General features: G+C 48.0%; 12 protein-coding genes and 2 rRNA genes (1 of these 14 cut by a window edge). 4 read left to right on the top strand and 10 right to left on the bottom strand.

Annotated elements, in window-relative coordinates; all coding sequences use genetic code 11:
• Nucleotides 1–1,252, bottom strand: a 23S ribosomal RNA gene (locus EYB58_RS06620) (it extends 1,728 nt beyond the left edge of the window).
• A gap of 360 nt (nucleotides 1,253–1,612) precedes the next feature.
• A 16S ribosomal RNA gene (locus tag EYB58_RS06615) occupies nucleotides 1,613–3,172 on the bottom strand.
• Together the 16S and 23S rRNA genes form the textbook arrangement of a ribosomal RNA operon.
• Before the next feature lie 458 nt (nucleotides 3,173–3,630).
• Between EYB58_RS06615 and EYB58_RS06610 the strand changes: the two genes are divergently transcribed.
• The 4 genes from EYB58_RS06610 (at nucleotide 3,631) to EYB58_RS23100 (ending at nucleotide 6,158) form a co-directional block, all read left to right on the top strand.
• Complete coding sequence (locus EYB58_RS06610) at nucleotides 3,631–4,164, top strand: hypothetical protein (RefSeq protein ID WP_111960312.1); 534 nt, start codon at nucleotides 3,631–3,633, stop codon at nucleotides 4,162–4,164.
• The gene (locus tag EYB58_RS06605) at nucleotides 4,154–4,642 is read left to right on the top strand and encodes a hypothetical protein (protein ID WP_111960310.1); all 489 of its coding nucleotides are present in this window, start codon (nucleotides 4,154–4,156) and stop codon (nucleotides 4,640–4,642) included. Before EYB58_RS06610 ends, EYB58_RS06605 begins: the two co-directional genes overlap by 11 nt.
• 151 nt (nucleotides 4,643–4,793) lie before the next feature.
• Nucleotides 4,794–5,993: an aminotransferase class I/II-fold pyridoxal phosphate-dependent enzyme gene (locus EYB58_RS06600; RefSeq protein ID WP_111960308.1), complete on the top strand. Its 1,200-nt coding sequence runs from the start codon at nucleotides 4,794–4,796 to the stop codon at nucleotides 5,991–5,993.
• Nucleotides 5,994–5,996: 3 nt separating this feature from the next.
• Entirely contained in the window at nucleotides 5,997–6,158 is a 162-nt protein-coding gene (locus tag EYB58_RS23100; RefSeq protein ID WP_165477751.1) for a hypothetical protein, read from the top strand.
• A 33-nt stretch (nucleotides 6,159–6,191) separates the two neighbouring features.
• On the opposite strand, the gene EYB58_RS06595 is transcribed toward EYB58_RS23100, so the two are convergent.
• From EYB58_RS06595 to EYB58_RS06565, 8 genes are all read right to left on the bottom strand, one after another.
• Nucleotides 6,192–6,971, bottom strand: coding sequence for a YkgJ family cysteine cluster protein (locus EYB58_RS06595; RefSeq protein WP_111960306.1), 780 nt, complete (start codon nucleotides 6,969–6,971; stop codon nucleotides 6,192–6,194).
• A gap of 483 nt (nucleotides 6,972–7,454) precedes the next feature.
• Nucleotides 7,455–10,349: a bifunctional [glutamate--ammonia ligase]-adenylyl-L-tyrosine phosphorylase/[glutamate--ammonia-ligase] adenylyltransferase gene (gene glnE, locus EYB58_RS06590; RefSeq protein WP_111960302.1), complete on the bottom strand. Its 2,895-nt coding sequence runs from the start codon at nucleotides 10,347–10,349 to the stop codon at nucleotides 7,455–7,457.
• A 111-nt stretch (nucleotides 10,350–10,460) separates the two neighbouring features.
• Entirely contained in the window at nucleotides 10,461–11,897 is a 1,437-nt protein-coding gene (locus tag EYB58_RS06585) for a DNA integrity scanning protein DisA nucleotide-binding domain protein (RefSeq protein WP_111960300.1), read from the bottom strand.
• Between the two features lie 291 nt (nucleotides 11,898–12,188).
• Nucleotides 12,189–13,607 (bottom strand): FAD-dependent oxidoreductase, encoded by a 1,419-nt coding sequence (locus EYB58_RS06580; protein WP_111960298.1) that lies wholly within the window; start codon nucleotides 13,605–13,607, stop codon nucleotides 12,189–12,191.
• 10 nt (nucleotides 13,608–13,617) lie between these two features.
• Nucleotides 13,618–18,084, bottom strand: coding sequence for a glutamate synthase large subunit (gltB, locus tag EYB58_RS06575; RefSeq protein ID WP_111960296.1), 4,467 nt, complete (start codon nucleotides 18,082–18,084; stop codon nucleotides 13,618–13,620).
• Between the two features lie 86 nt (nucleotides 18,085–18,170).
• On the bottom strand, nucleotides 18,171–18,311 hold the full coding sequence (locus EYB58_RS23095) for a hypothetical protein (RefSeq protein WP_163354643.1): 141 nt from the start codon (nucleotides 18,309–18,311) through the stop codon (nucleotides 18,171–18,173).
• A 2-nt stretch (nucleotides 18,312–18,313) separates the two neighbouring features.
• A complete protein-coding gene (locus EYB58_RS06570; protein WP_428840410.1) occupies nucleotides 18,314–18,652 on the bottom strand; it encodes a hypothetical protein in 339 nt (112 codons plus the stop codon).
• Nucleotides 18,653–18,686: 34 nt separating this feature from the next.
• On the bottom strand, nucleotides 18,687–20,063 hold the full coding sequence (locus EYB58_RS06565) for an IS4 family transposase (protein ID WP_131072014.1): 1,377 nt from the start codon (nucleotides 20,061–20,063) through the stop codon (nucleotides 18,687–18,689).
• Nucleotides 20,064–20,127 lie beyond the last annotated feature (64 nt).

Below are 20,127 nucleotides of genomic sequence, written 5' to 3'. Positions count from 1 at the left end.
TTCATTCCGCAGCTTCGGTACTATGCTTTAGCCCCGATACATTTTCGGCGCAGATCCACTCGACCAGTGAGCTATTACGCTTTCTTTAAAGGATGGCTGCTTCTAAGCCAACCTCCTGGTTGTCTGGGCATTCCCACATCCTTCTCCACTTAGCATAGATTTGGGGACCTTAGCTGGCGGTCTGGGTTGTTTCCCTCTCGTCCGCGGAACTTAGCTCCCGCGGGCTGACTCCCGTATTCTGACTTTTTGGTATTCGAAGTTTGATTAGGTTTGGTAATCTGGTGAGACCCCTAGCCCATTCAGTGCTCTACCTCCAAAAAGAAACATACGAGGCTATACCTAAATATATTTCGGAGAGAACCAGCTATCTCCAGGTTTGTTTGGCCTTTCACCCCTATCCACACCTCATCCGAACAGTTTTTAACCTGTGACGGTTCGGGCCTCCACGAGATTTTACTCCCGCTTCACCCTGGACATGGATAGATCACCTGGTTTCGGGTCTACTCAATGCAACTTGCGCCCTGTTCAGACTCGCTTTCGCTACGGCTACACCTATCGGCTTAACCTTGCCACATTAAGTAACTCGCTGACTCATTATGCAAAAGGCACGCGGTCACACTCGAAAGTGCTCCCACAGCTTGTAAGCAAACGGTTTCAGGTACTATTTCACTCCCCTAACAGGGGTACTTTTCACCTTTCCCTCACGGTACTGGTACGCTATCGGTTGTCAAGTCGTATTTAGCCTTATGTGATGGTCCACACAAATTCCCACAGAATTTCTCGTGTTCCGCAGTACTTGGGAATACAAAAATAAGAGAGATTATTTTCGCTTACAGGACTATCACCTGCTATGGTTAAGCTTTCCAGCTTATTCAGCTAATAATTTCTTTTGTAACTTATTGGATCCTGCCGAAACAGATCCGATCTGTATCCCGCGACCCCGTTAACGCAACGCTTTCGGGCTTGACACGTTAACGGTTTGGGCTGGTCCCCGTTCGCTCGCCGCTACTTAGGGAATCGTTATTACTTTCTACTCCTGGGGGTACTAAGATGTTTCAGTTCTCCCCGTTAGCCTCCTTAACCTATGTATTCAGTTAAGGATGACACGGTATTAACCGTGTCGGGTTGCCCCATTCAGAAATCCCCGGATCAAAGGAAGTTAGGCTCCTAACCGAGGCTTATCGCAGCTTACCACGTCTTTCTTCTTCACTTGACACCAAGGCATCCGCCGTTTGCTCTTAGTAGCTTAGCCACTATTCCACAAATAAGTTTAAACGCTTTGATGTTTTTGAAAATTTTGTGAACTTCTTCGTTGCTTCACGTCAATTTTAAAACAGCGTAGTCTACTACGCTTTATTTAAAATTGCCGATCGCGCCTTGAATTTCAGCAAAATTTTCTTCAACATAGCATGGAGTGATTGATTTTCATCTTTCACACCATTTTATATTTAGTTGATTGGGTATCCTATGATACCTGATCAACAACGCTATTGATATTTACTACAACAAATTGTCAAAGAACAAAGAGAGTGCGGTTACTTAATTTCACCGGGTTGATCTCTCAAAATTGGTCAGTGAATCCAAAAAAAGCTTTATGTATTTCTTTCCTTTGAAAGGAGGTGATCCAGCCGCTGATTCCTCAACGGCTACCTTGTTACGACTTCACCCCAGTTATCGACCATACCTTAGGCGCCTGCCCCTATAAATAGTTAGCCCAGCGACGTCGGGTATAATCAACTTCCATGGTGTGACGGGCGGTGTGTACAAGGCCCGGGAACATATTCACCGCGGCATGCTGATCCGCGATTACTAGCGATTCCAACTTCATGGGGTCGAGTTGCAGACCCCAATCCGGACTGAGATAGGCTTTTGGGATTCGCTTCCCTTTGCAGAGTCGCTGCCCTTTGTACCTACCATTGTAGCACGTGTGTAGCCCTGGGTATAAGGGCCATGAGGACTTGACGTCATCCCCACCTTCCTCCCCGTTGACCGGGGCAGTCTCGCCAGAGTTCCCACCATTATGTGCTGGCAACTGACGATAAGGGTTGCGCTCGTTGCTGGACTTAACCAAACATCTCACGACACGAGCTGACGACAGCCATGCAGCACCTGTCTCTGTGCTCCCGAAGGCACTATTGCAATTACACAATATTCACAGGATGTCAAACCCAGGTAAGGTTCTTCGCGTTGCGTCGAATTAAACCACATGCTCCACCGCTTGTGCGGGCCCCCGTCAATTCCTTTGAGTTTTAGTCTTGCGACCGTACTTCCCAGGCGGTACACTTAATGCGTTAGCTTAGGCACAGCAGATTTTAATATCCGCCACACCGAGTGTACAACGTTTACTGCGTGGACTACCGGGGTATCTAATCCCGTTCGCTACCCACGCCTTCGCGCCTCAGCGTCAATATCGGTCCAGAGAGATGCCTTCGCCATCGGTGTTCCTCCTGATATCTACGAATTTCACCTCTACACCAGGAATTCCTCTCTCCTCTCCCGTATTCAAGTCTTGCTGTTTCAAGTGCACTTCCGGGGTTGAGCCCCGAGCTTTCACACCTGACGGACAAGACCGCCTGCGCGCCCTTTACGCCCAATAATTCCGAATAACGCTTGCGCCCCCCGTGTTACCGCGGCTGCTGGCACGGAGTTAGCCGGCGCTTCCTCCACTGGTACCGTCAATAGCAACTACTATTAATAGAAGCTAATTTCTTCCCAGTTGACAGAGCTTTACGACCCAAAGGCCTTCTTCACTCACGCGGCGTTGCTGCGTCAGGGTTGCCCCCATTGCGCAAAATTCCTCACTGCTGCCTCCCGTAGGAGTCTGGACCGTGTTCCAGTTCCAGTGTGGCTGATCATCCTCTCAGACCAGCTAACCATCGCTGCCTTGGTAGGCCTTTACCCCACCAACAAGCTAATGGTCCGCAGACTCATCCCCAAACAATTGCTTTCAAGAAGAGGCAATCTTTCATCAATCCACTTATGTAAATCGACTTTATCCGGTATTAGCTACCCTTTCGAATAGTTATTCCAGGTTTGAAGGCAGATTATCTACGTGTTACTCACCCGTGCGCCACTCTACTCAGGATTGCAAGCAATCCTTTTCTCGTTCGACTTGCATGTGTTAAGCACGCCGCCAGCGTTCATTCTGAGCCAGGATCAAACTCTCCAGTTATAATCCTTTACTAAAACTTTTTAAGGTCTACACTCAAAGCTGTTAAGCTAAAGCGTATTGTCATTGACCCGCTCTTTTCTTCTTCACTGACCAATTTTCAAAGATCAAACCTTGCAAAAAAAAACTTCCCGAAGAAAACCGTTTTGCTTTGTCCCCTCGAGAAGACCGGCGAAATATGCCTGAATCTGACACGGCTGTCAAACACTTTTTTTTATTTTTTTTTAAAACTTTGCATGGAAAATAATTTTTCATATAATTTCAGGTAATTAACCAAAATTATATTTCTTGTAAAAACCGATACAATCACAGACATCTGCAAACATCGACCGATTTTATGGGAGACGCGCATGTAAAAAAAACTTTTTTAGACAAAATTTTTTCCAATTCCTGTTTATCAATGGACACAGTTTACAATATTTATTATATGCTTTTTCGAACTTAACCTTGGGGACATTGTAATGCACACAGTTTATATTGACGCCTCTTCTGCTATTCTTTTATATAAAGCCGGGCTTTTTGTTCCGTGTACCCAATATTTTTCTATAATCATGGAAACCCATGTCTACAAAGAGGTGGGAGTGCCGGATCATCCTGGTGCCAATTTTTTTTTATCCATGGTTCAAAAAAACAGTGTAAAGGTATGCCGGGCTGATACCGACCGACAGGACAATATAAATTTACCCGAAAATATGGATCTTGGTGAACGGCAGACCCTGGTGCTTTATTTCCAGAATGTCGACCCGGATCAGCCCTCCTTCATTACGATAGACGATGCAAAAGGGGCCCGATTCTGTCTGAGGCACAAGGTGCCGTTTATCAATGCCCTGCTGGTCCCAAAAATTTTGTGGTTTGCCGGCATATTGAACAAAAATGACTATCTTAATAAAACCGCCTTTGTTATTGGAATAGGGCGGTACTCCAAAACTGTAATTGAAAAGGCAAAGGCGTTGTCCCCATCGGACCTGGCCATGTTTATACCTTATGAAATCTGATCTTTATTCTGAAAATAGTTTTTGTGTGGATGTCAAAGCCTGGGAAAAAAAAGCAAAGGCCTTTGCCATCAGGTCACACGATCATCTTTGGGGCAAAAACAATGAAGACCCTTTATCTTTTCTGTATATTAAGGGCTTAAATCTTAATTTTATCAGTAAGATGTATATTGGCTGGAATAAATTCGGTCACAACCGGCCATGTGAAGGGTGGGGGCTTTCCTGCAAAGATTCTTTTTTTATTCCTTCCGGCATTGTTTTTCCTTATCTTGTGGGAAAAAAAATTACAGGTGTTTTTATTATTTCAATGGAAAATCCGGATGATGAACCGGCGTCTGAATTGATAATTCCGGGCAGTTTTAAAGGCCCCTTGGTTTTAGGCCCTGGTAATCGTGAAGTCAAAAATGCGACCGGCATCATGGAAGGCCTTAAAATATTCCAAGAAGATCCGGATGTGTTCAGTGTCAATATTCCTCTTTAAAACAAAAAATGTTTCCCGTGAAACATTGTTAACATGGACACAATTTAATGTTTACTAAAAATTTGATTTTATCAGTTTAATAAAATCTGATATTCTTTTTATTTTTATTTTGATTTCATGCTTCAACCATTTATAATTAGGAGTTTTTGACGTGGAACAAGACAATATTATTCGATTTGCATCCCGGATGGATTACCTGCCCCCTTACCTTTTCGGTATGATCAATAAAATGAAAATGGATAAACGGCGGAATGGAGATGATGTCATTGACCTTGGCATGGGAAATCCAATGGACCCCACACCTGATGCAGTTATTGAGAAGCTGGTGAGCGTTGCCAAGGATCCAAAATCCCACAGGTACCCGGAAAGTTCAGGACTTCCCAATTTAAAAAAAGAAATTGCCAAATATTACAACCGGCATTACAACATTAATCTGGATGCGGACAAAGAAACTTACTTTACCATTGGTTCTAAAGAAGGAATTTCGCATTTGTGCCTGGCCATCATGGGCCCTGGGGACTGCGTTCTGGTTCCGGCACCGGCCTTTCCCATCCATATCTATGCAGCAGTGATCGCCGGTGCAAATGTCATGAGAATCCCCCTGGAACCTGAAAAGGGTTTTCTGGACAGGATTATTAAAGTATGTGAAGCCTGTTATCCCAGCCCAAAAGTTCTCATGCTCAATTACCCCCATAACCCCACCGGCGTTGTAACGGATAAGGCTTTTTTCAAAGAGATCGTAAAGCTTGCCAAACGGTTTAAATTCATGGTTATCAATGACTTTGCCTACGGAAAAATAACCTATGACGGGTATGTTGCCCCAAGTTTCCTTGAGATTGAAGGCGCCAAAGATGTCGGGGTTGAGTTTGGGTCCTTTTCCAAGTCATACAACATGGCCGGTTGGCGCATTGGATATTGCGTTGGTAATGAAAAAATTGTCGAGGCACTTGGAAAAATTAAAGGCTATTTTGATTATGGTATATTCTCTGCCATCCAGGTGGCAGGTATTATTGCACTTCGGGACTGTGATGATACCATTCCTGAACTTGCAAAAATATATGAACACCGTCGGGACGTACTTTGTTCAGGTCTTGAACGAATCGGATGGGATATAGAAAGACCAAAGGCCGGCATGTTTGTGTGGGCAAAAATCCCTGAACCGTTTAATAAAATGGGGTCCATGGAGTTTGCCATCCAGCTGATGAACAATGGAAATGTGGCAGTGGCACCAGGAACCGGTTTTTCCGAAGAGGGAGAAGGGTATCTTCGCCTGGCCCTGGTTGAAAATGAAGAACGCCTGCGCCAGGCTGTTCGGCAGATGAAAAAAGCCATGGACCAGATGAAAATTTAAAAGATGAAACGACAGTCTATACATTTCGGGTCAAAATGCCGGACAAATTTTATTCATAGCGCGTTCAAGCCCCTGACAATCAGACAGGGGCTTCACGGTATCATAAAAATGAACCTCTCCCTGGATACCGATAAAATAAAGACCGGTTTCCAGGGCAGCATATAATCGCTTAGGGCATCTATGAATAGTATTCCCGGCTCAGGCGCGTTCTTCTAATGCTCCGTCACTGAACAAAAATCTTTCGATCCAGGAAAGCCCAAGCATGAGCAGCTCCCGGTCATCTTGTTTCACCACATCCAGCTGCTGCTCTGGGACAACATAGCGTGATAAAAAACTGCTTTCAAAAACAAAATGGCGGAAGGTATCCATATTGTAACTGGCCATGAACGCCATCTTCATAGGCGGGCTGTTCATATCAAGGCCCTGGGCCCTGAACGAATCGGCCTGTAAACGGCCTGCAATGCGAGCCCAGCAATTGTTGGGTTCATGATATGCCTGCATTTCCTGGTCCACTATCCACGCTTTGGCAGTCCATTCTTTATCTTCACCATGTCCCTTGCAGTAATCATGGTGCATGACATAATACTGCGTGCGCATGCTACCGTCAGCGTCGCCATAGACAGCCGGTTCCAGGGGATAGGCCCGGCAGGAATAAGGTCTGTCTGAATAAACCGTACATCCTTTTTCTGTCAGAAAGGTGCAGGGATTGTTCTGCCGGTCACTCATTTTCAACATCACGTTGGGAAAGGTGGGCATGTCGCGGATGGCTGTTGTGGTGTGGGCAACCAGAAATTCTTCCGAAGTCATGTTAAGATTCTGCTTCATGCGTACAATGTCATAGGGATAAAGATACATGTCGGCATTGTGGCAGCAACGGGTAAAGCAGGGCACACCGTCGTGACAGGCAAAATTAAAGGTTCGGCTGCCAAGTAATTTACGATTTGCCTTGCTGTCCATGGTGTTGTCAGATGTTGTCATTGTCTTATTTCCAGTGTTTGTCCGTAATCAACGGGGTATAGATTTTCATTACTAACAGCTATGGCCGATCTGGTCTTTCACCGAGGTCAGGCCACAACAAACCATGAAGTAATTCAGTAAGTTATTAAAACTTTCATATAAAAATTTCTATATTTTACCATATTCCTGCATTTATCAACAGACTCATCTAAAATGTTCAAAACTATATTAATAAAACGTCAATAAACATAACAGTACGTTCAAAAGTTATTGATTACTGTGTTTAAAACATGTTCAAAATATATAAAAACCTTGTTAAAGAAGGATCTTGGCAATGTTCAAAAAAATGCCTGATTGTCGAAAAACAGGTTGAAAAAATGTTGAAAATTTTTAAACAGCATCATCCCGGAATCCTGGAAAGGAAGTCCGGGGTGATGTCAAGTTCAATAAAATGGATTGTATCGATAGGTTTACAGAAGGCTAAAAATGAAAGAACCGACCCCTTTAAGACATAAAGACAGCATCATAAATTTGTGCCACTTTGGCGGCCTGATCACTGAACAGATCCTCATCCACTGTGGCAGAACGCTCCTGGAGGGTGAGCCGATGTATGGTCTTTCGCATGTTTACATAGGCGTTCTGGAGAATGCCACTGTCCTCACCGGATATTAATGCATCCACACTCAGGGCCTCGAGCAGGCGGATATTATCCGTCCACTCCACAACATCGGGATGGTCACAGGCATGGCGCAGCACAAGGTATTGAACAAGGAATTCAATATCCACAATCCCCCCCCGGCCCTGCTTGAGATTAAATTGTCCGGGTTCGTACTTTAACCGCTGGGCCCGCATTTTTTCACGCATCTGACCCACTTCTTTTTTCAGTATTGCATCATCGCGTTTACGGGTCAGGATTTTTTTACGAATGATATCAAAACGTTTAAACAATGCCGGATCACCGGCCACGGGGCGGGCCCGGATCAAGGCCTGGTGTTCAAATGTCCAGGCCTGGTCTTTCAGGTAATCTTCATAGGTTTGGAGATGGGTGATAATGGTGCCTGAATCCCCGCCGGGACGAAGCCGCATATCCGCGCCGTAGAGGGTACCGGCCGGGGTATGCATGCTCAGAGCATGGACAATGCGCTGACCCAAATTGGAATAAAACCGGGTGATATCTACGGATCGTTCCGTTCCACTGGTATATCCGGGTTCAGCATCAAAAATAAAAACCATATCTATGTCAGATTTATATCCCATTTCAAGGCCGCCTACTTTGCCGTAGGCAACGGCGATAAACCCGCATCCTTCAATACCCTTGCCTTCCATACCCTTGGGATACCCGTATTTTTCGGTTACGATTTGCCAGGATGACACCACCACCTGGTTAAGAATGGTTTCAGCAATCCAAGTCAGATGATCACTGACCTTCATCAGCGGAAAATTGCCTGAGACATCTGCCGCAGCCACCCTGAGCGTATTAATCTGGCGAAAAATATTGAGTTCTTCCAGCAGAAGCTCCAGATCCCCTTCCGGGACCCGGGACATACTACGTTCCATTTCCCGTTCAAGCATATCCCGTTTAGGCGGCGAGTACAGGGTAACCGGATCCATCAGTTCATCTAGAAGTACCGGGTGCTGGCTTAAAAATGAAATAATCCATGGGCTTTTGCGGGCAAGAACGATCAGATTATCCAGGGCGCCTTTATTTTCAATGAGCAAAGACAGATAGCAGGTACGCCGCTCAATGGTCGCTACCAGATCAATAAGTTTGGCCATCACCTCGTCTGCATCCGGGTGTTCACCCACCTTTTTAATCAGATGGGGCAAAAGCTGAGATAATTTGTTTCGTCCGGCCTGGGAAAGTTGGCGGGTGTTGGGATGTGCTGCCAGGGCCTTGAGAAGCCGCACCACAGATCCTGTATCCTGGTAACCGGAAATAGAGAGATCTTCACCCTGAAACTGGGGATCAGTGATGCTGTCCCAAATCTGTTCCAATTCCTGGCTGCTGCTGTCTTCGTCTTCGTCATCGGCTTGTACCAGAAGTATAGAAAAATGTTTGTGAACAATGCCCTGGATTCTGGACAATTCCGCATAAAATGCGTCTTCATCCTCATATCCCATGGATAGCGCAAGGATCTGTCGCTGAAGCGGATCTTCGGGAATGTCGTGGGTCTGACGATCCTGGTACGCCTGAAGCCTGTTTTCCACAAGCCGAAGAAAATGATAGGCGTCTTTGAGTTCATCGCACTCTTTTTCTTCTATCAACTGTTTTTCCACCAACGTATCCAAAATCAACAAGATCGGCCTGGCCTGAAGAGCCGGTTCCACCCCGCCTCGAATGAGCTGAAAAAGTTGACCGAAAAATTCAATTTCTCTGATACCGCCGGCCCCGATTTTGATATTGTGTTTCAGCTTGGCGTTTTTCACCTGCAGTGTTATGCGCTGTTTCATATCCCTGAAGGAATCAAAGGCGCCGTAATCCAGATATCTACGGAAAATAAAGGGTTTTAACGCTTGAATAATTGTGTTGCCTGCTGCAATATCCCCTGCCACCGGACTTGCTTTGATCATGGCATAGCGTTCCCATTCCCGGCCCTGGGACTGGTAATAATGTTCAAACGCAGACGCATCCATGACCAGGGGCCCGCTGTCCCCGAACGGACGCAGACGGGTATCCACCCGGTAAAAATGGGTGCCGTTACCCATTGAAAACAGCTTGATGAATTCCCGGCACAATTTTGTGAAAAATTCATCATTGGATATGGATCTGTCTCCATCGGTCTGACCCGAATCGGGATATACGAAAATAAGATCAATATCCGAAGAAAAATTCAACTCACCGGCCCCAAGTTTGCCCATGCCCAGCACCACAATATTCTGGGCTTTGCCGTTGCTGTCCTTGGGGGTTCCCCATTTTTGGGTCAAAACCGGGTACAATTGTTCAAAGCCCGAAGAAATACAGGCACAGGCAAGATCGGACAGATCCATCATAATTTCGGACAACGGTGCCGCACCCGTAAGATCCCGCCAGGCAATGCGAATGATTTCGTACACTTTAAATTCAAGCATCCGGGCTTTAAGCCCTGCACTATCCTGGTTATCCCCGATAAATGCAGCAAGCTTCTTTTTGATGTCACCCGGGGCATAGGATGTGTCAAGATCACCGCTCTTACCAAGGCGGTCGAGTATCAAGGGCTTTGCTGTAATATGCTCAGCCGTAAAAGGGCTGAACAACATCACCCGGGTAAAATCTTGGGCATTGACAGGCAATTGGCTGATATCCTGTATATTCCCAGCGGAAAAATAGTCTTGAATCCGCCGCTGCAAAGCCTGGTAAAGGGGTTTGGCAAGTGCAGGAAAAACACGGGATATTAACTGTTCTATGGCATCTTGGGTCATGGCACAGCCTTCATTTTATAATTCATGGACAAAAAACGTTGGGTAGTGCATCCTAACCCAAACAGGCAAATAAAATCAATTAACCAGATATGTCCTATTGTTAAAAAAGCATTATTTACTCGCAGCAACCCATTTTTTCAAGGGAACGGGGATCTTGCATATAAGAGAAGTTTCCAGTTTCCATCTAGTTTTTAGAACCGCCCCCCCCATCATGACCGAGACCAGAGTGTCGGATGAGACGACTATCACAATAACATTTTCATGTTCTGCCGTGAACCTCAAAGCTGAATTGAACCTGGCACCCCTGGCCCTGTTTTCTCCGGGCACATTCCTGCCTTGCAAAAGGCAGGCAAACCCATGCAGCTTTATATCAGCCCCTATGTGCAGCGCCCCATCCACCTTGGACAGGGATTTGGCCAGATCATAATTATCCTGATTTTTCAGGTCCATGGGATGCAGTAATGAATGGCCCATGATAAAAACCGGGGACTCATTGAGGTCAATCACAATGCTGCATCCATGCCGGTGGCCGGCAGCATTGTGAACAATCCCGGTAACGACTTTAAATAAAGCTGTGACCTTTTCAGCATCCATATCAGCGTCCATTAATGCCTCTTCCACCTGAACCAGCTTTTCTTTATGCGTGGTCGATTTGAAGCTGCCGTCGGAGAACGAGCACACCAACTCATCATTGAGCGCCAGAAAACCGTATCCGCCTCTAAAATCCACTGAGATGGAAAAATCCGGATGATTTTCCCTGGTGATGCCAACAATCGTATTTTCAGTGGCAACCAATTTCAAATCTGAATTTTCAACCGACTGAAGCAGCTTCCTGATATGCTTGACATTGTCCAGGACCGGTTGCTCTGCCTCGGGAAGCTCTAAAATAAAATTCATTTTGGGGATTGAGTCTTTTTCCACAAAAATCAGTTTGCCTCTAGGCCATTCTCCTTCTTCCGGCGTTCTTGAAATTTTAAGCACGGTTTCTAAAATCGGGTAAACCCTCATTTTGGTATCCCAGCCGATCCGGACATTCATTTCATCCACAATAAAATCTCTGACCGCATGGGTGGCATATTCCTTGAGAAAACAGCCGGAAATGCCTGTGTACAATTCTTCTTCATTGGCCATGTCGTGGGAGAATCTGTAAACCGCATGCTCCAACCACCGCTCAGTTGGGCCTATGGTACACATGTCCGGGTGGTGTTCGGTAAACCACATCTGATAGACGATGGAGCTTGATCTGCCGCCATAGGATATCAGTCCGGCCAGCCCAAGGTTTTGTTCGGGAATCAGATTGCTGAATTTCTTTTTGTCATATTTGATGGAACACTTGTTTCGCCAATCATTTGACTCAATATACAATTCTTTAAATTTCGGCTCGTGCCCGGCCAAAAGGTTCTGGGGATCAAAGATATAGATGGGATCGTCGGGTGTGATGGCATAAATGACTGCCGCCCTGCTGGGCCCGGAAAAAAGAGTCAGACCCTCTTTCAATCCCTCTAAGGTTTCCGTGATGCACCTGCGGATAAAGCCATATTTTGCCAAACAGGAATCTCCCTTAAATCATTTTTAATAGTATTTCCTGAATAAAACTTCAATGGCGGAGGCAAATCCATCCGATGTTCCGGGAACTGCAATCAGGTGGGTATGATTGGGCATCAGGCAGTAAGGCCAGCTTTATCCATTGAGTTTTCAGGCATTGAACACAACACTTTAAGGAATGGGAGCGAAATAATTTAACCTGGGAGCGCGGGCGTCTCGCCCGCATTGTTACTGCAGGCGCGACGCCTGCGCTCCCGGATATAACAAAATGGGTAAGTTATTTAAAACCCATGCCTAAACACCCAGAAAAGACAGCATTGACATGGCTGCTTTCCGGCCCTGGGCAATTGCCGTGACCACAAGGTCCGAACCCAAGACCGCGTCACCGCCGGCAAAAATCTTTTTATTGCCGGTCTGAAGGGGAAAGGCGCTGGTTTCAGACGCCAGAATACGGCCGGTTTCTGTATCGGTCTTCACCTCCAGGGGGGTCAGCCAGTTCAGGGGACCGGGTCTGAAGCCAAATGCGAGAATCACAGCATGGGCAGGGATGATCTCCTGGGAGCCCGGCACTGGAACAGGCTTACGTCGACCTCTTTCATCTGGTTCTCCCATCTGAGTTTTCACTACACGGACACCTGCAGTACGGCCGGCGTCGTCCAATACAATTGCCTGTGGCTGGACATTGAATAAAAACCGGGCCCCCTCATCCATAGCATTGCCCACCTCCTGGGCAGAGCCCGGCATATTTTCCCTGTCCCTGCGGTAGGCGCAGGTTGCCGTGGATGCCTCCTGACGAAGCGCAGTTCTCAGGCAGTCCATGGCCGTATCCCCGCCCCCCAGCACCACCACATTTTTTTTCTCAAGATTGATATATGGATAGGTGTCCCGCTGGATTTTCATCAAATAATCCGTGTTGCCGATCAAGAACGGCAGGGCCTGGAGTACACCCGGGGCATCTTCATTTTCAAGCCCCCCGGAAATGGGGGAATAGGTGCCGGTACCCACAAACAGGGCGTCAAATTCAGCGACCAGATCCCCGGGGTCCATATCTTCTCCCACCTCAATTCCCAACCGGAATTCAATGCCCATGGCTTCAAAAATTCTGCGCCGCCGTACCAGCACTTTTTTATCCAGCTTAAAGTTGGGGATGCCGAAACACAGCAGTCCCCCGATCTCAGGGTGCCGGTCAAAAACCACCGGCGAGACCCCGTTTCTCACCAGAACATCAGCGCAGGCAAGGCCCGCCGGACCGGCCCCGATAACAGCCACCCGCTTTCCTGTGGAAACCACGGCGGAGAGATCCGGCTGCCATCCCATATCAAAGGCGGTGTCTACAATGTACTTTTCAATGCTGCCGATGGTGACAGCGCCGAATCCGGTGTTCAGGGTGCAGGCCCCTTCGCAGAGGCGGTCCTGGGGGCAGACTCTGCCGCAGATTTCCGGCAGGCTGTTGGTCTGGTGGCAGAGCTCGGCTGCCGCCAGAATTTTGCCTTCGTTGGCCAGCCTGAGCCAGTCTGGAATATAGTTGTGCACCGGGCATTTCCACTCGCAGTATGGGTTGCCGCAGTTGAGACACCGGTCCGCCTGCATGGCTACCTGGGATTCTTGAAAGGGTTCGTAGATTTCCCTGAAAGTATGCCTGCGCTCCTCAATGGATTTTTTCTTGGGTGCAACCCGGTCGACTTCAATGAATTGATATATATTTGTGGTCATGAGAATTTCCTTAATAGGCCTCTGACAGGATCTCTTCGGGTCGGTTCCCCCGGTGCCCCAGCAGGGTTTTGATATCGCTTGTTTTGGGTTTGACCAGTTTGAACCGATCCGCCCATATCTGTTCAAATCCTGCCATGATCCGCTCTGCATGCCGGCTGCCGGTGGCCTCATAGTGGGCATTGATGATTCCCCGCAGATGTTCCTGAAAAACAGGATACCCGATTATGGAAACCACTTCTACAAGCTCGGAATTGGTCCGCTGGGCCAGCCGATCCTCCTTATCCAGAACATAGGCAAAGCCGCCGGTCATACCGGCCCCGAAATTGACCCCGGTGGGTCCCAGGATGGTGACCATGCCCCCGGTCATATATTCACATCCATTATCGCCGATACCCTCCACCACCGCCCTGGCACCTGAGTTTCTCACGGCAAAGCGTTCGCCCGCAAGGCCGGCGGCAAAAAGGGTGCCGCCTGTTGCCCCGTAAAGACAGGTATTGCCCATAATCACAGCTTTGTTGGATTTGTAAGAGACCCCGGCAGGCGGCCTGAGAATCAATTTTCCGCCAGCCATCCCCTTGCCCACGTAATCGTTGGCATCGCCTGCCAGAACCATGTGAAGTCCGCCGGCATTCCAGGCCCCGAAACTCTGGCCCGCACTGCCGGAGAATCTGAGGGTCACAGGCGTCTTTTCCATGGCCGTATTGCCATGGACCTCGGCAATGATGCCTGAGAGCATAGCTCCCACAGACCGATCCGTATTCTGGATATCAAACGCGCCCTCTCCGCCGGAACCGGAGGTCACGGCCGCTTTAAACTGGTCTGTAATCGTCAAGTTCAGTTGTCCGTCATCTGCAGGGGGATTAGGATCTGTGTGATACCGCTGCCCCCCCTGGGGCGGTATGGGAGATACCAGAAGGCTGGACAGGTCCAGCTTGTTCTGTTTCTTGGTTACCCCCTCCTGGGGGACCAACAGATCGGTACGGCCGATAAGATCTCTTAAATCCCTGATCCCCAGGCTGGCCATAATAGACCGGGTCTCCTGGACCAGGAAGGAAAAGTATTGAATCACCTTTTCAGGCAGGCCGGAAAAATGTTTTTTTCTGAGGGTCTCATCCTGGGTGGCCACCCCTGTGGCACAGTTGTTCAGGTGGCAGATCCGCAAAAATTTGCATCCCAGTGCAATGAGCGGTCCTGTTCCGAATCCAAAGCTTTCTGCCCCCAGAATGGCTGCTTTGACAATGTCCTGGCCGGTTTTCAGCCCCCCATCCACCTGGAGACGAATTTTGTGGCGCAGCCCATTTTCCACCAAAGCCTGCTGGGCTTCGGCCAGGCCCAGCTCCCAGGGGCTGCCCGCATACTTCACACTTGTCAGGGGAGAGGCCCCCGTCCCCCCGTCATAGCCTGAGATGGTAATCATATCCGCATAGGCCTTGACCACGCCGCAGGCAATGGTCCCCACCCCGGGTTCCGCCACCAGTTTGACAGAGATCTGCGCTTTAGGGTTGATCTGTTTCAGGTCAAAGATGAGCTGGGCCAGGTCCTCGATGGAATAGATATCATGGTGCGGGGGCGGAGAGATCAGGGTGACACCCGGGATGGCATAGCGCAACAGCGCGATCTGGGGGGTGACCTTATGGCCGGGCAGCTGCCCCCCTTCACCGGGTTTGGCGCCCTGGGCCATCTTGATCTGGATGACATCCGCACTCATGAGATATCCAGGGGTCACGCCGAATCGGCCCGAGGCCACCTGTTTGATCCTGGAAACGGCAGGGGTGCCGTACCGGGCCGGATCTTCCCCGCCTTCACCTGAGTTGGAATATCCGCCAAGTTGATTCATGGCCAGGGCCAGGGCTTCGTGGGCCTCCTGGCTCAGGGCACCGATGGACATGGCTGCTGTATCAAAGCGTTTGAAAAACTCTGTGTCAGGTGCCACTTCCTCCATGGGGATAGGGGTCTGCCCTTTTTTCAATGCCAGCAGATCCCTTAAATGGGCGGGCTGCCGGTTGTTCACGGTATGGGCATAGATCTCATAATCCGCATCAGCACCGGTCTTTACCGCCTTTTGCAGGGATTGAACTACATCCGGATTATAGGCATGAAATTCCTGGCCGTGGATATACCTGAACAGGCCCCCCCGGGGCAGGGGCAGAAACGCCTTTTCCCAGGCCGGGCAGGACAGGATCTCCTGGTCTTTCTGGAAATCTTCAAAGTCAGCTCCCTGGATTCGGCTTTCCATACCCTTAAAACAGAGATCCATGATCTTGCTGGAAAGTCCGACGGCCTCAAATAATTTGGAACAGCGATAGGAGGTAATAGTGGAAATCCCCATTTTGGACAAAATTTTCAATAAGCCGTTATCAATACCCTTTCGATAGTTGAAAATGGCCTTTTCCAGGGGGAGGGATAATTCATTATTCTCATCCAGGGCCGTTAATATGTCATAGGCCAGAAAGGGAAAAATCGCTGTGGCGCCGACGCCTAAAAGCAGGGCAAAGTGGTGGGGGTCCCTTGCTGTGGCTGTCTCCACAATGATATTGGTATCAGACCGGAGGTTGTGCTCCACCAGGGCCTGCTGCACTGCGCCCACTGCCATGGCTGCCGGAACCGGCAGGGTCTTTCGGGAGATATTCCGGTCTGAAAGGATGAGCAGAACAGTTTGTTCCCGGACTTTTTCAAGAGCTGTATTCACAATGGCCCGAACCCCGGCTTCAAGACCGACATCAGGATCATAGTTCAGATCAATGAACTCATGCTTGTAATACAGGGGATCCAGGGCAAGGAGCTGATCCAGGTCTGAACGAACCAGAACAGGGGAAGCAAACAGCACCCGCCAGGCATGGCCCAGGGTCTCGTTGAATACGTTTCTCTCCCGGCCGAGACAGGTGGCAAGGGACATGACATGGCGTTCTCGCAAAGGATCAATGGGCGGGTTGGTAACCTGGGCAAACATCTGTCTGAAATAGTCAGACAAATTCCTGGGAAGTCTTGACATCACTGCCATGGGCGCGTCATCCCCCATGGAAATTACGGGTTCCTTGCCCATGTTTCCCAGCACCCGGATCACCTCCTGGACCTCTTCATTGGTGCAGTTGAAAATTTTCTGATACCGGATCAGGGTCTCATGGTCAAAACCGGATGCAGGCTGGGATCCCGGTCCATGGTCCGGGGCAGGTTTTAAAGACGTACAGCAATCTGCCATCCACTGCTTGTAGGGATGGCGGGACATGAGCTCCTGGTCGATCTGCCAGGAGGTCCAGCGTTTGCCGGTGAGGGTGTCAATTACCAGGAGTTCACCCGGGCTGACCCGGCCTTTTTCCACCACCTCGTCCGGGGCATAGTCCCAGATGCCCACTTCAGACGCCAGGGTAATCCACTTGTTCCGGGTCACCACGTACCGCGCCGGCCGCAGACCGTTTCTGTCCAGGCCGCAGGCGGCAAAACGGCCGTCACTCATGACAATACCTGCAGGACCGTCCCAGGGTTCCATGTGCATGGAATTGAAATCGTAAAATGCTCTTAAATTTTCATCCATGTCCGGATGATTCTGCCAGGCTGGTGGAATCAGGAGTCTGAAGGCCCGAAAAAGGTCCATCCCCCCGGCCAGAAGCAGCTCCAGCATATTGTCCAGAGAAGAGGAGTCAGACCCTGTCTCATTCACAAAAGGCGCAGCATCCACCATATCCGGCAGCAGGGGGGAGGTCAGTTTGTAACCCCTGGCCCTGGCCCACTGCCGGTTACTTGTAATGGTGTTCAGCTCCCCGTTATGGGCCAGGTAACGAAAGGGCTGGGCCATGGACCATTGGGGCAGTGTGTTGGTGGAAAATCGCTGGTGAAACAGACATACCGCAGAAGCCATCCTCAGGTCCCCCAGATCCTTGAAAAACAGGGGTAGGTCCTTGGGGCGACAAAGTCCTTTATACACCACCACCAGGTTGGAAAAGCTGGCCACATAGAACTCCGGGTCATGGACCATACCCTTTTCAATTCTGCGGCGGGCCATAAAAAGTCTGCGCTCCAGATCCTTTGCCCCCCACCCAAAGGGGGCGTTGATCAATACCTGGAAAATGGCAGGCAGGCTCTGCTTTGCAATATCTCCCAGCACATCCGGATTCACCGGAACCTGCCGCCATCCGGCAATGGTAAGGGTTTCTTTTGTCAATTCAGACTCAACCCTCTCCATGGCTGCCTGGCGCAGATCCGGATCCTGGCTTAAGAAGATCATGCCCACCCCGTATCTTGTGGCCAGCTGCCAGCCCGCCTCCCGGGCCAGGTCCCTGAAAAAACCATCAGGCTTCTGGAGTAAAAGACCACAGCCGTCTCCGGTTTTGCCGTCAGCACCCACGGCTCCCCTGTGGCTCATCCTGGCCAGGGAAAATATGGATTCGCGCACCAGCTTATGGCTGGCCCGGCCTTCCAGATGGGCAATCAGCCCGAATCCGCAACTGTCTTTATCCAAACGGGTATTATATAAGGTCATGGCGCCTCCTGGGCAGCAGGGTTAACGTATTGAATAATCGCATATCATAATACAACAACTTTTTATTTTTCACCCCCACCTAAATTTTAATTTGGCGAAGGTATTGACGTTCTATATACATTTTTAATTTTTCGTAGAGAATCAAGACTTTCTACCACTTTTCCTAATGGCTTCCATTCCACCTCAACACCTTCAAGTCGCTTTTCCATAAAAATGACATCACTCATTACTACAACTCCTCGGTCTTAAACTCGCTATAGCCTTCATAAAAATAGCTAATGTCAATACCCTTCATAAACAACGCACGGTCATTAATCAGATCGGTTAAGGCTTGTTTTAATAACACTTTAATTTCAACATCTTTCACCACGCTGCGCTCCATGGCCGAGCGATATTCCTCCTTATCCACCAAATTCCAATCCACGACCTGCTTGATTTCTTTTTTGAAAATGAGGTCAAGCCAGATACGGGTGGCGCGTCCGTTGCCTTCACGAAAAGGATGGGCAATATTCATCTCGACATATTTTTCAATAATTTCATCAAAGTTACCTTGTGGCATTTTATCGATATATTTTAGTGACTCAACTTTCGGAGGAGTAAATTTACACCCCCAATAATTCCTCAGGCCTACTTGAAAAACCGAAATACTTGAGAGCTTGGCCCATTACCTGATCAAGCATCACTTGAACCATACGCTCGGTAAAATTAAATAATTGCCGAATATTTACCAAAGCTAAACGCATGATCCGCTCCAAAGAAACCATAAAAGACAAATTGGTCATCTCATCGTTACAGGCCCTGAAGAGCTCCCCGAATGATCTCTGATCCATACATTGCCGCTGATAAAGGCTGAGAATATTATACCTGGCAATAACCAGAGATGTATGGCCCACAAGGCCATCGTAATTTCGAATTTGTATTTCCTTCACCAATTTTAAGTGCTGTTTGCACATTTTGAAAAAGACCTCTATATCCCAACGTTTGCCGTACAGACGAATGATTTCTTCATTAGGAAGGGCCAAATCTGTCGACAGGAGTGCAAGCCAGCCACGTTTTTTATCACAGGGAACAAAAATGATTTTTGCCTGCTTGCCGTTGGAAAGAGTAACAATAGCTTGGGCTTTGACTTTTGCTCTTCCTCGTTTTTTCTTCAATTTTCCATAGAGTTCGGACAGCCTAAGCTTTTTGCCTTGATATTCATAAAGCCATTTTGGATGATCTTTCAGCATGCATATGACGTGTATGTATTCCCGCAAATTTGCGATTGCTGACGGCATCGAAAACCAACTGTCCATTAAAATATACTTAGCCCGGACACCCATATCAAGGGCTCTTTTTACCATCGGTACGAGATGGGCTGTGGTTTTTGTAACCGCTTCCTGGCGGCGATGATATCCGCAGGTCCTTTTATCAATATCAGGATTTATTTCATTGTATCGATTCTTTTTGTCTACAGATGATAAAAGGGCAAAATCAAGTCCAAGAAAACTGTTACCGTCAGACCAGCCAAGAGTCAGCATCCGGAATCCTTTGATGTACTTCATATCTGTATGATCAAACACCCGGGATAAAAGCTCGACTTTTTTAGAACGGTTTCTGCTATAGGTAGAATCGTCGAAGATAAGAACTTCTTCAGAAGAATCATCAAGGAGCTTTCTGATGATAAAATAAATTCGGCGGCAGAGCTGAAGGGTAAACCGCCGCCAGTTATATGTTGGAGAGTTCAAAAAATTGTAAGCGGCGTCCTTATCGACATCAACTTTTTTATTTTTCACAATGCCCTGGTATAAATTCTTGTTGTGAAATGCCAAGTTAAATAGGGCTGTGAAAATGGCAAGCGGTGAGGCTCCTTTGGTTTTAACGATTCCTGATTGATTCAATAACTTACCAATTTTGAATTTTGTAAAATAATCATTGAGTACGCCGATTTGTTCTGAATTTGTCATTTGATTTTCTACGTTGGTAAGGGTAGTATTCATTTTGGCGAATTTCCTTTGTATGAAATGTTTGTTTAGTGGTAAACAAAGCGTATCATATAAAGTG

The sequence above is a fragment of the Desulfobacter hydrogenophilus genome, assembly GCF_004319545.1.
In the GTDB taxonomy this organism is placed as follows: Bacteria; Desulfobacterota; Desulfobacteria; order Desulfobacterales; family Desulfobacteraceae; genus Desulfobacter; species Desulfobacter hydrogenophilus.
Note: the sequence above shows the minus strand (reverse complement) of the source record. Positions and strands in the feature narration are given on the sequence as shown.

Bases quoted from the DNA above. Each gene is read 5' to 3' on its own strand.
- EYB58_RS23095 (WP_163354643.1), bottom strand. From the start codon at position 18,311: ATGAGTGATGTCATTTTTATGGAAAAGCGACTTGAAGGTGTTGAGGTG.
- EYB58_RS06580 (WP_111960298.1), bottom strand. From the start codon at position 13,607: ATGACCACAAATATATATCAATTCATTGAAGTCGACCGGGTTGCACCC.
- EYB58_RS06605 (WP_111960310.1), top strand. From the start codon at position 4,154: ATGAAATCTGATCTTTATTCTGAAAATAGTTTTTGTGTGGATGTCAAA.
- glnE (WP_111960302.1), bottom strand. From the start codon at position 10,349: ATGACCCAAGATGCCATAGAACAGTTAATATCCCGTGTTTTTCCTGCA.
- EYB58_RS06610 (WP_111960312.1), top strand. From the start codon at position 3,631: ATGCACACAGTTTATATTGACGCCTCTTCTGCTATTCTTTTATATAAA.
- EYB58_RS06595 (WP_111960306.1), bottom strand. From the start codon at position 6,971: ATGACAACATCTGACAACACCATGGACAGCAAGGCAAATCGTAAATTA.
- EYB58_RS23100 (WP_165477751.1), top strand. From the start codon at position 5,997: ATGAAACGACAGTCTATACATTTCGGGTCAAAATGCCGGACAAATTTT.
- EYB58_RS06565 (WP_131072014.1), bottom strand. From the start codon at position 20,063: ATGAATACTACCCTTACCAACGTAGAAAATCAAATGACAAATTCAGAA.
- gltB (WP_111960296.1), bottom strand. From the start codon at position 18,084: ATGACCTTATATAATACCCGTTTGGATAAAGACAGTTGCGGATTCGGG.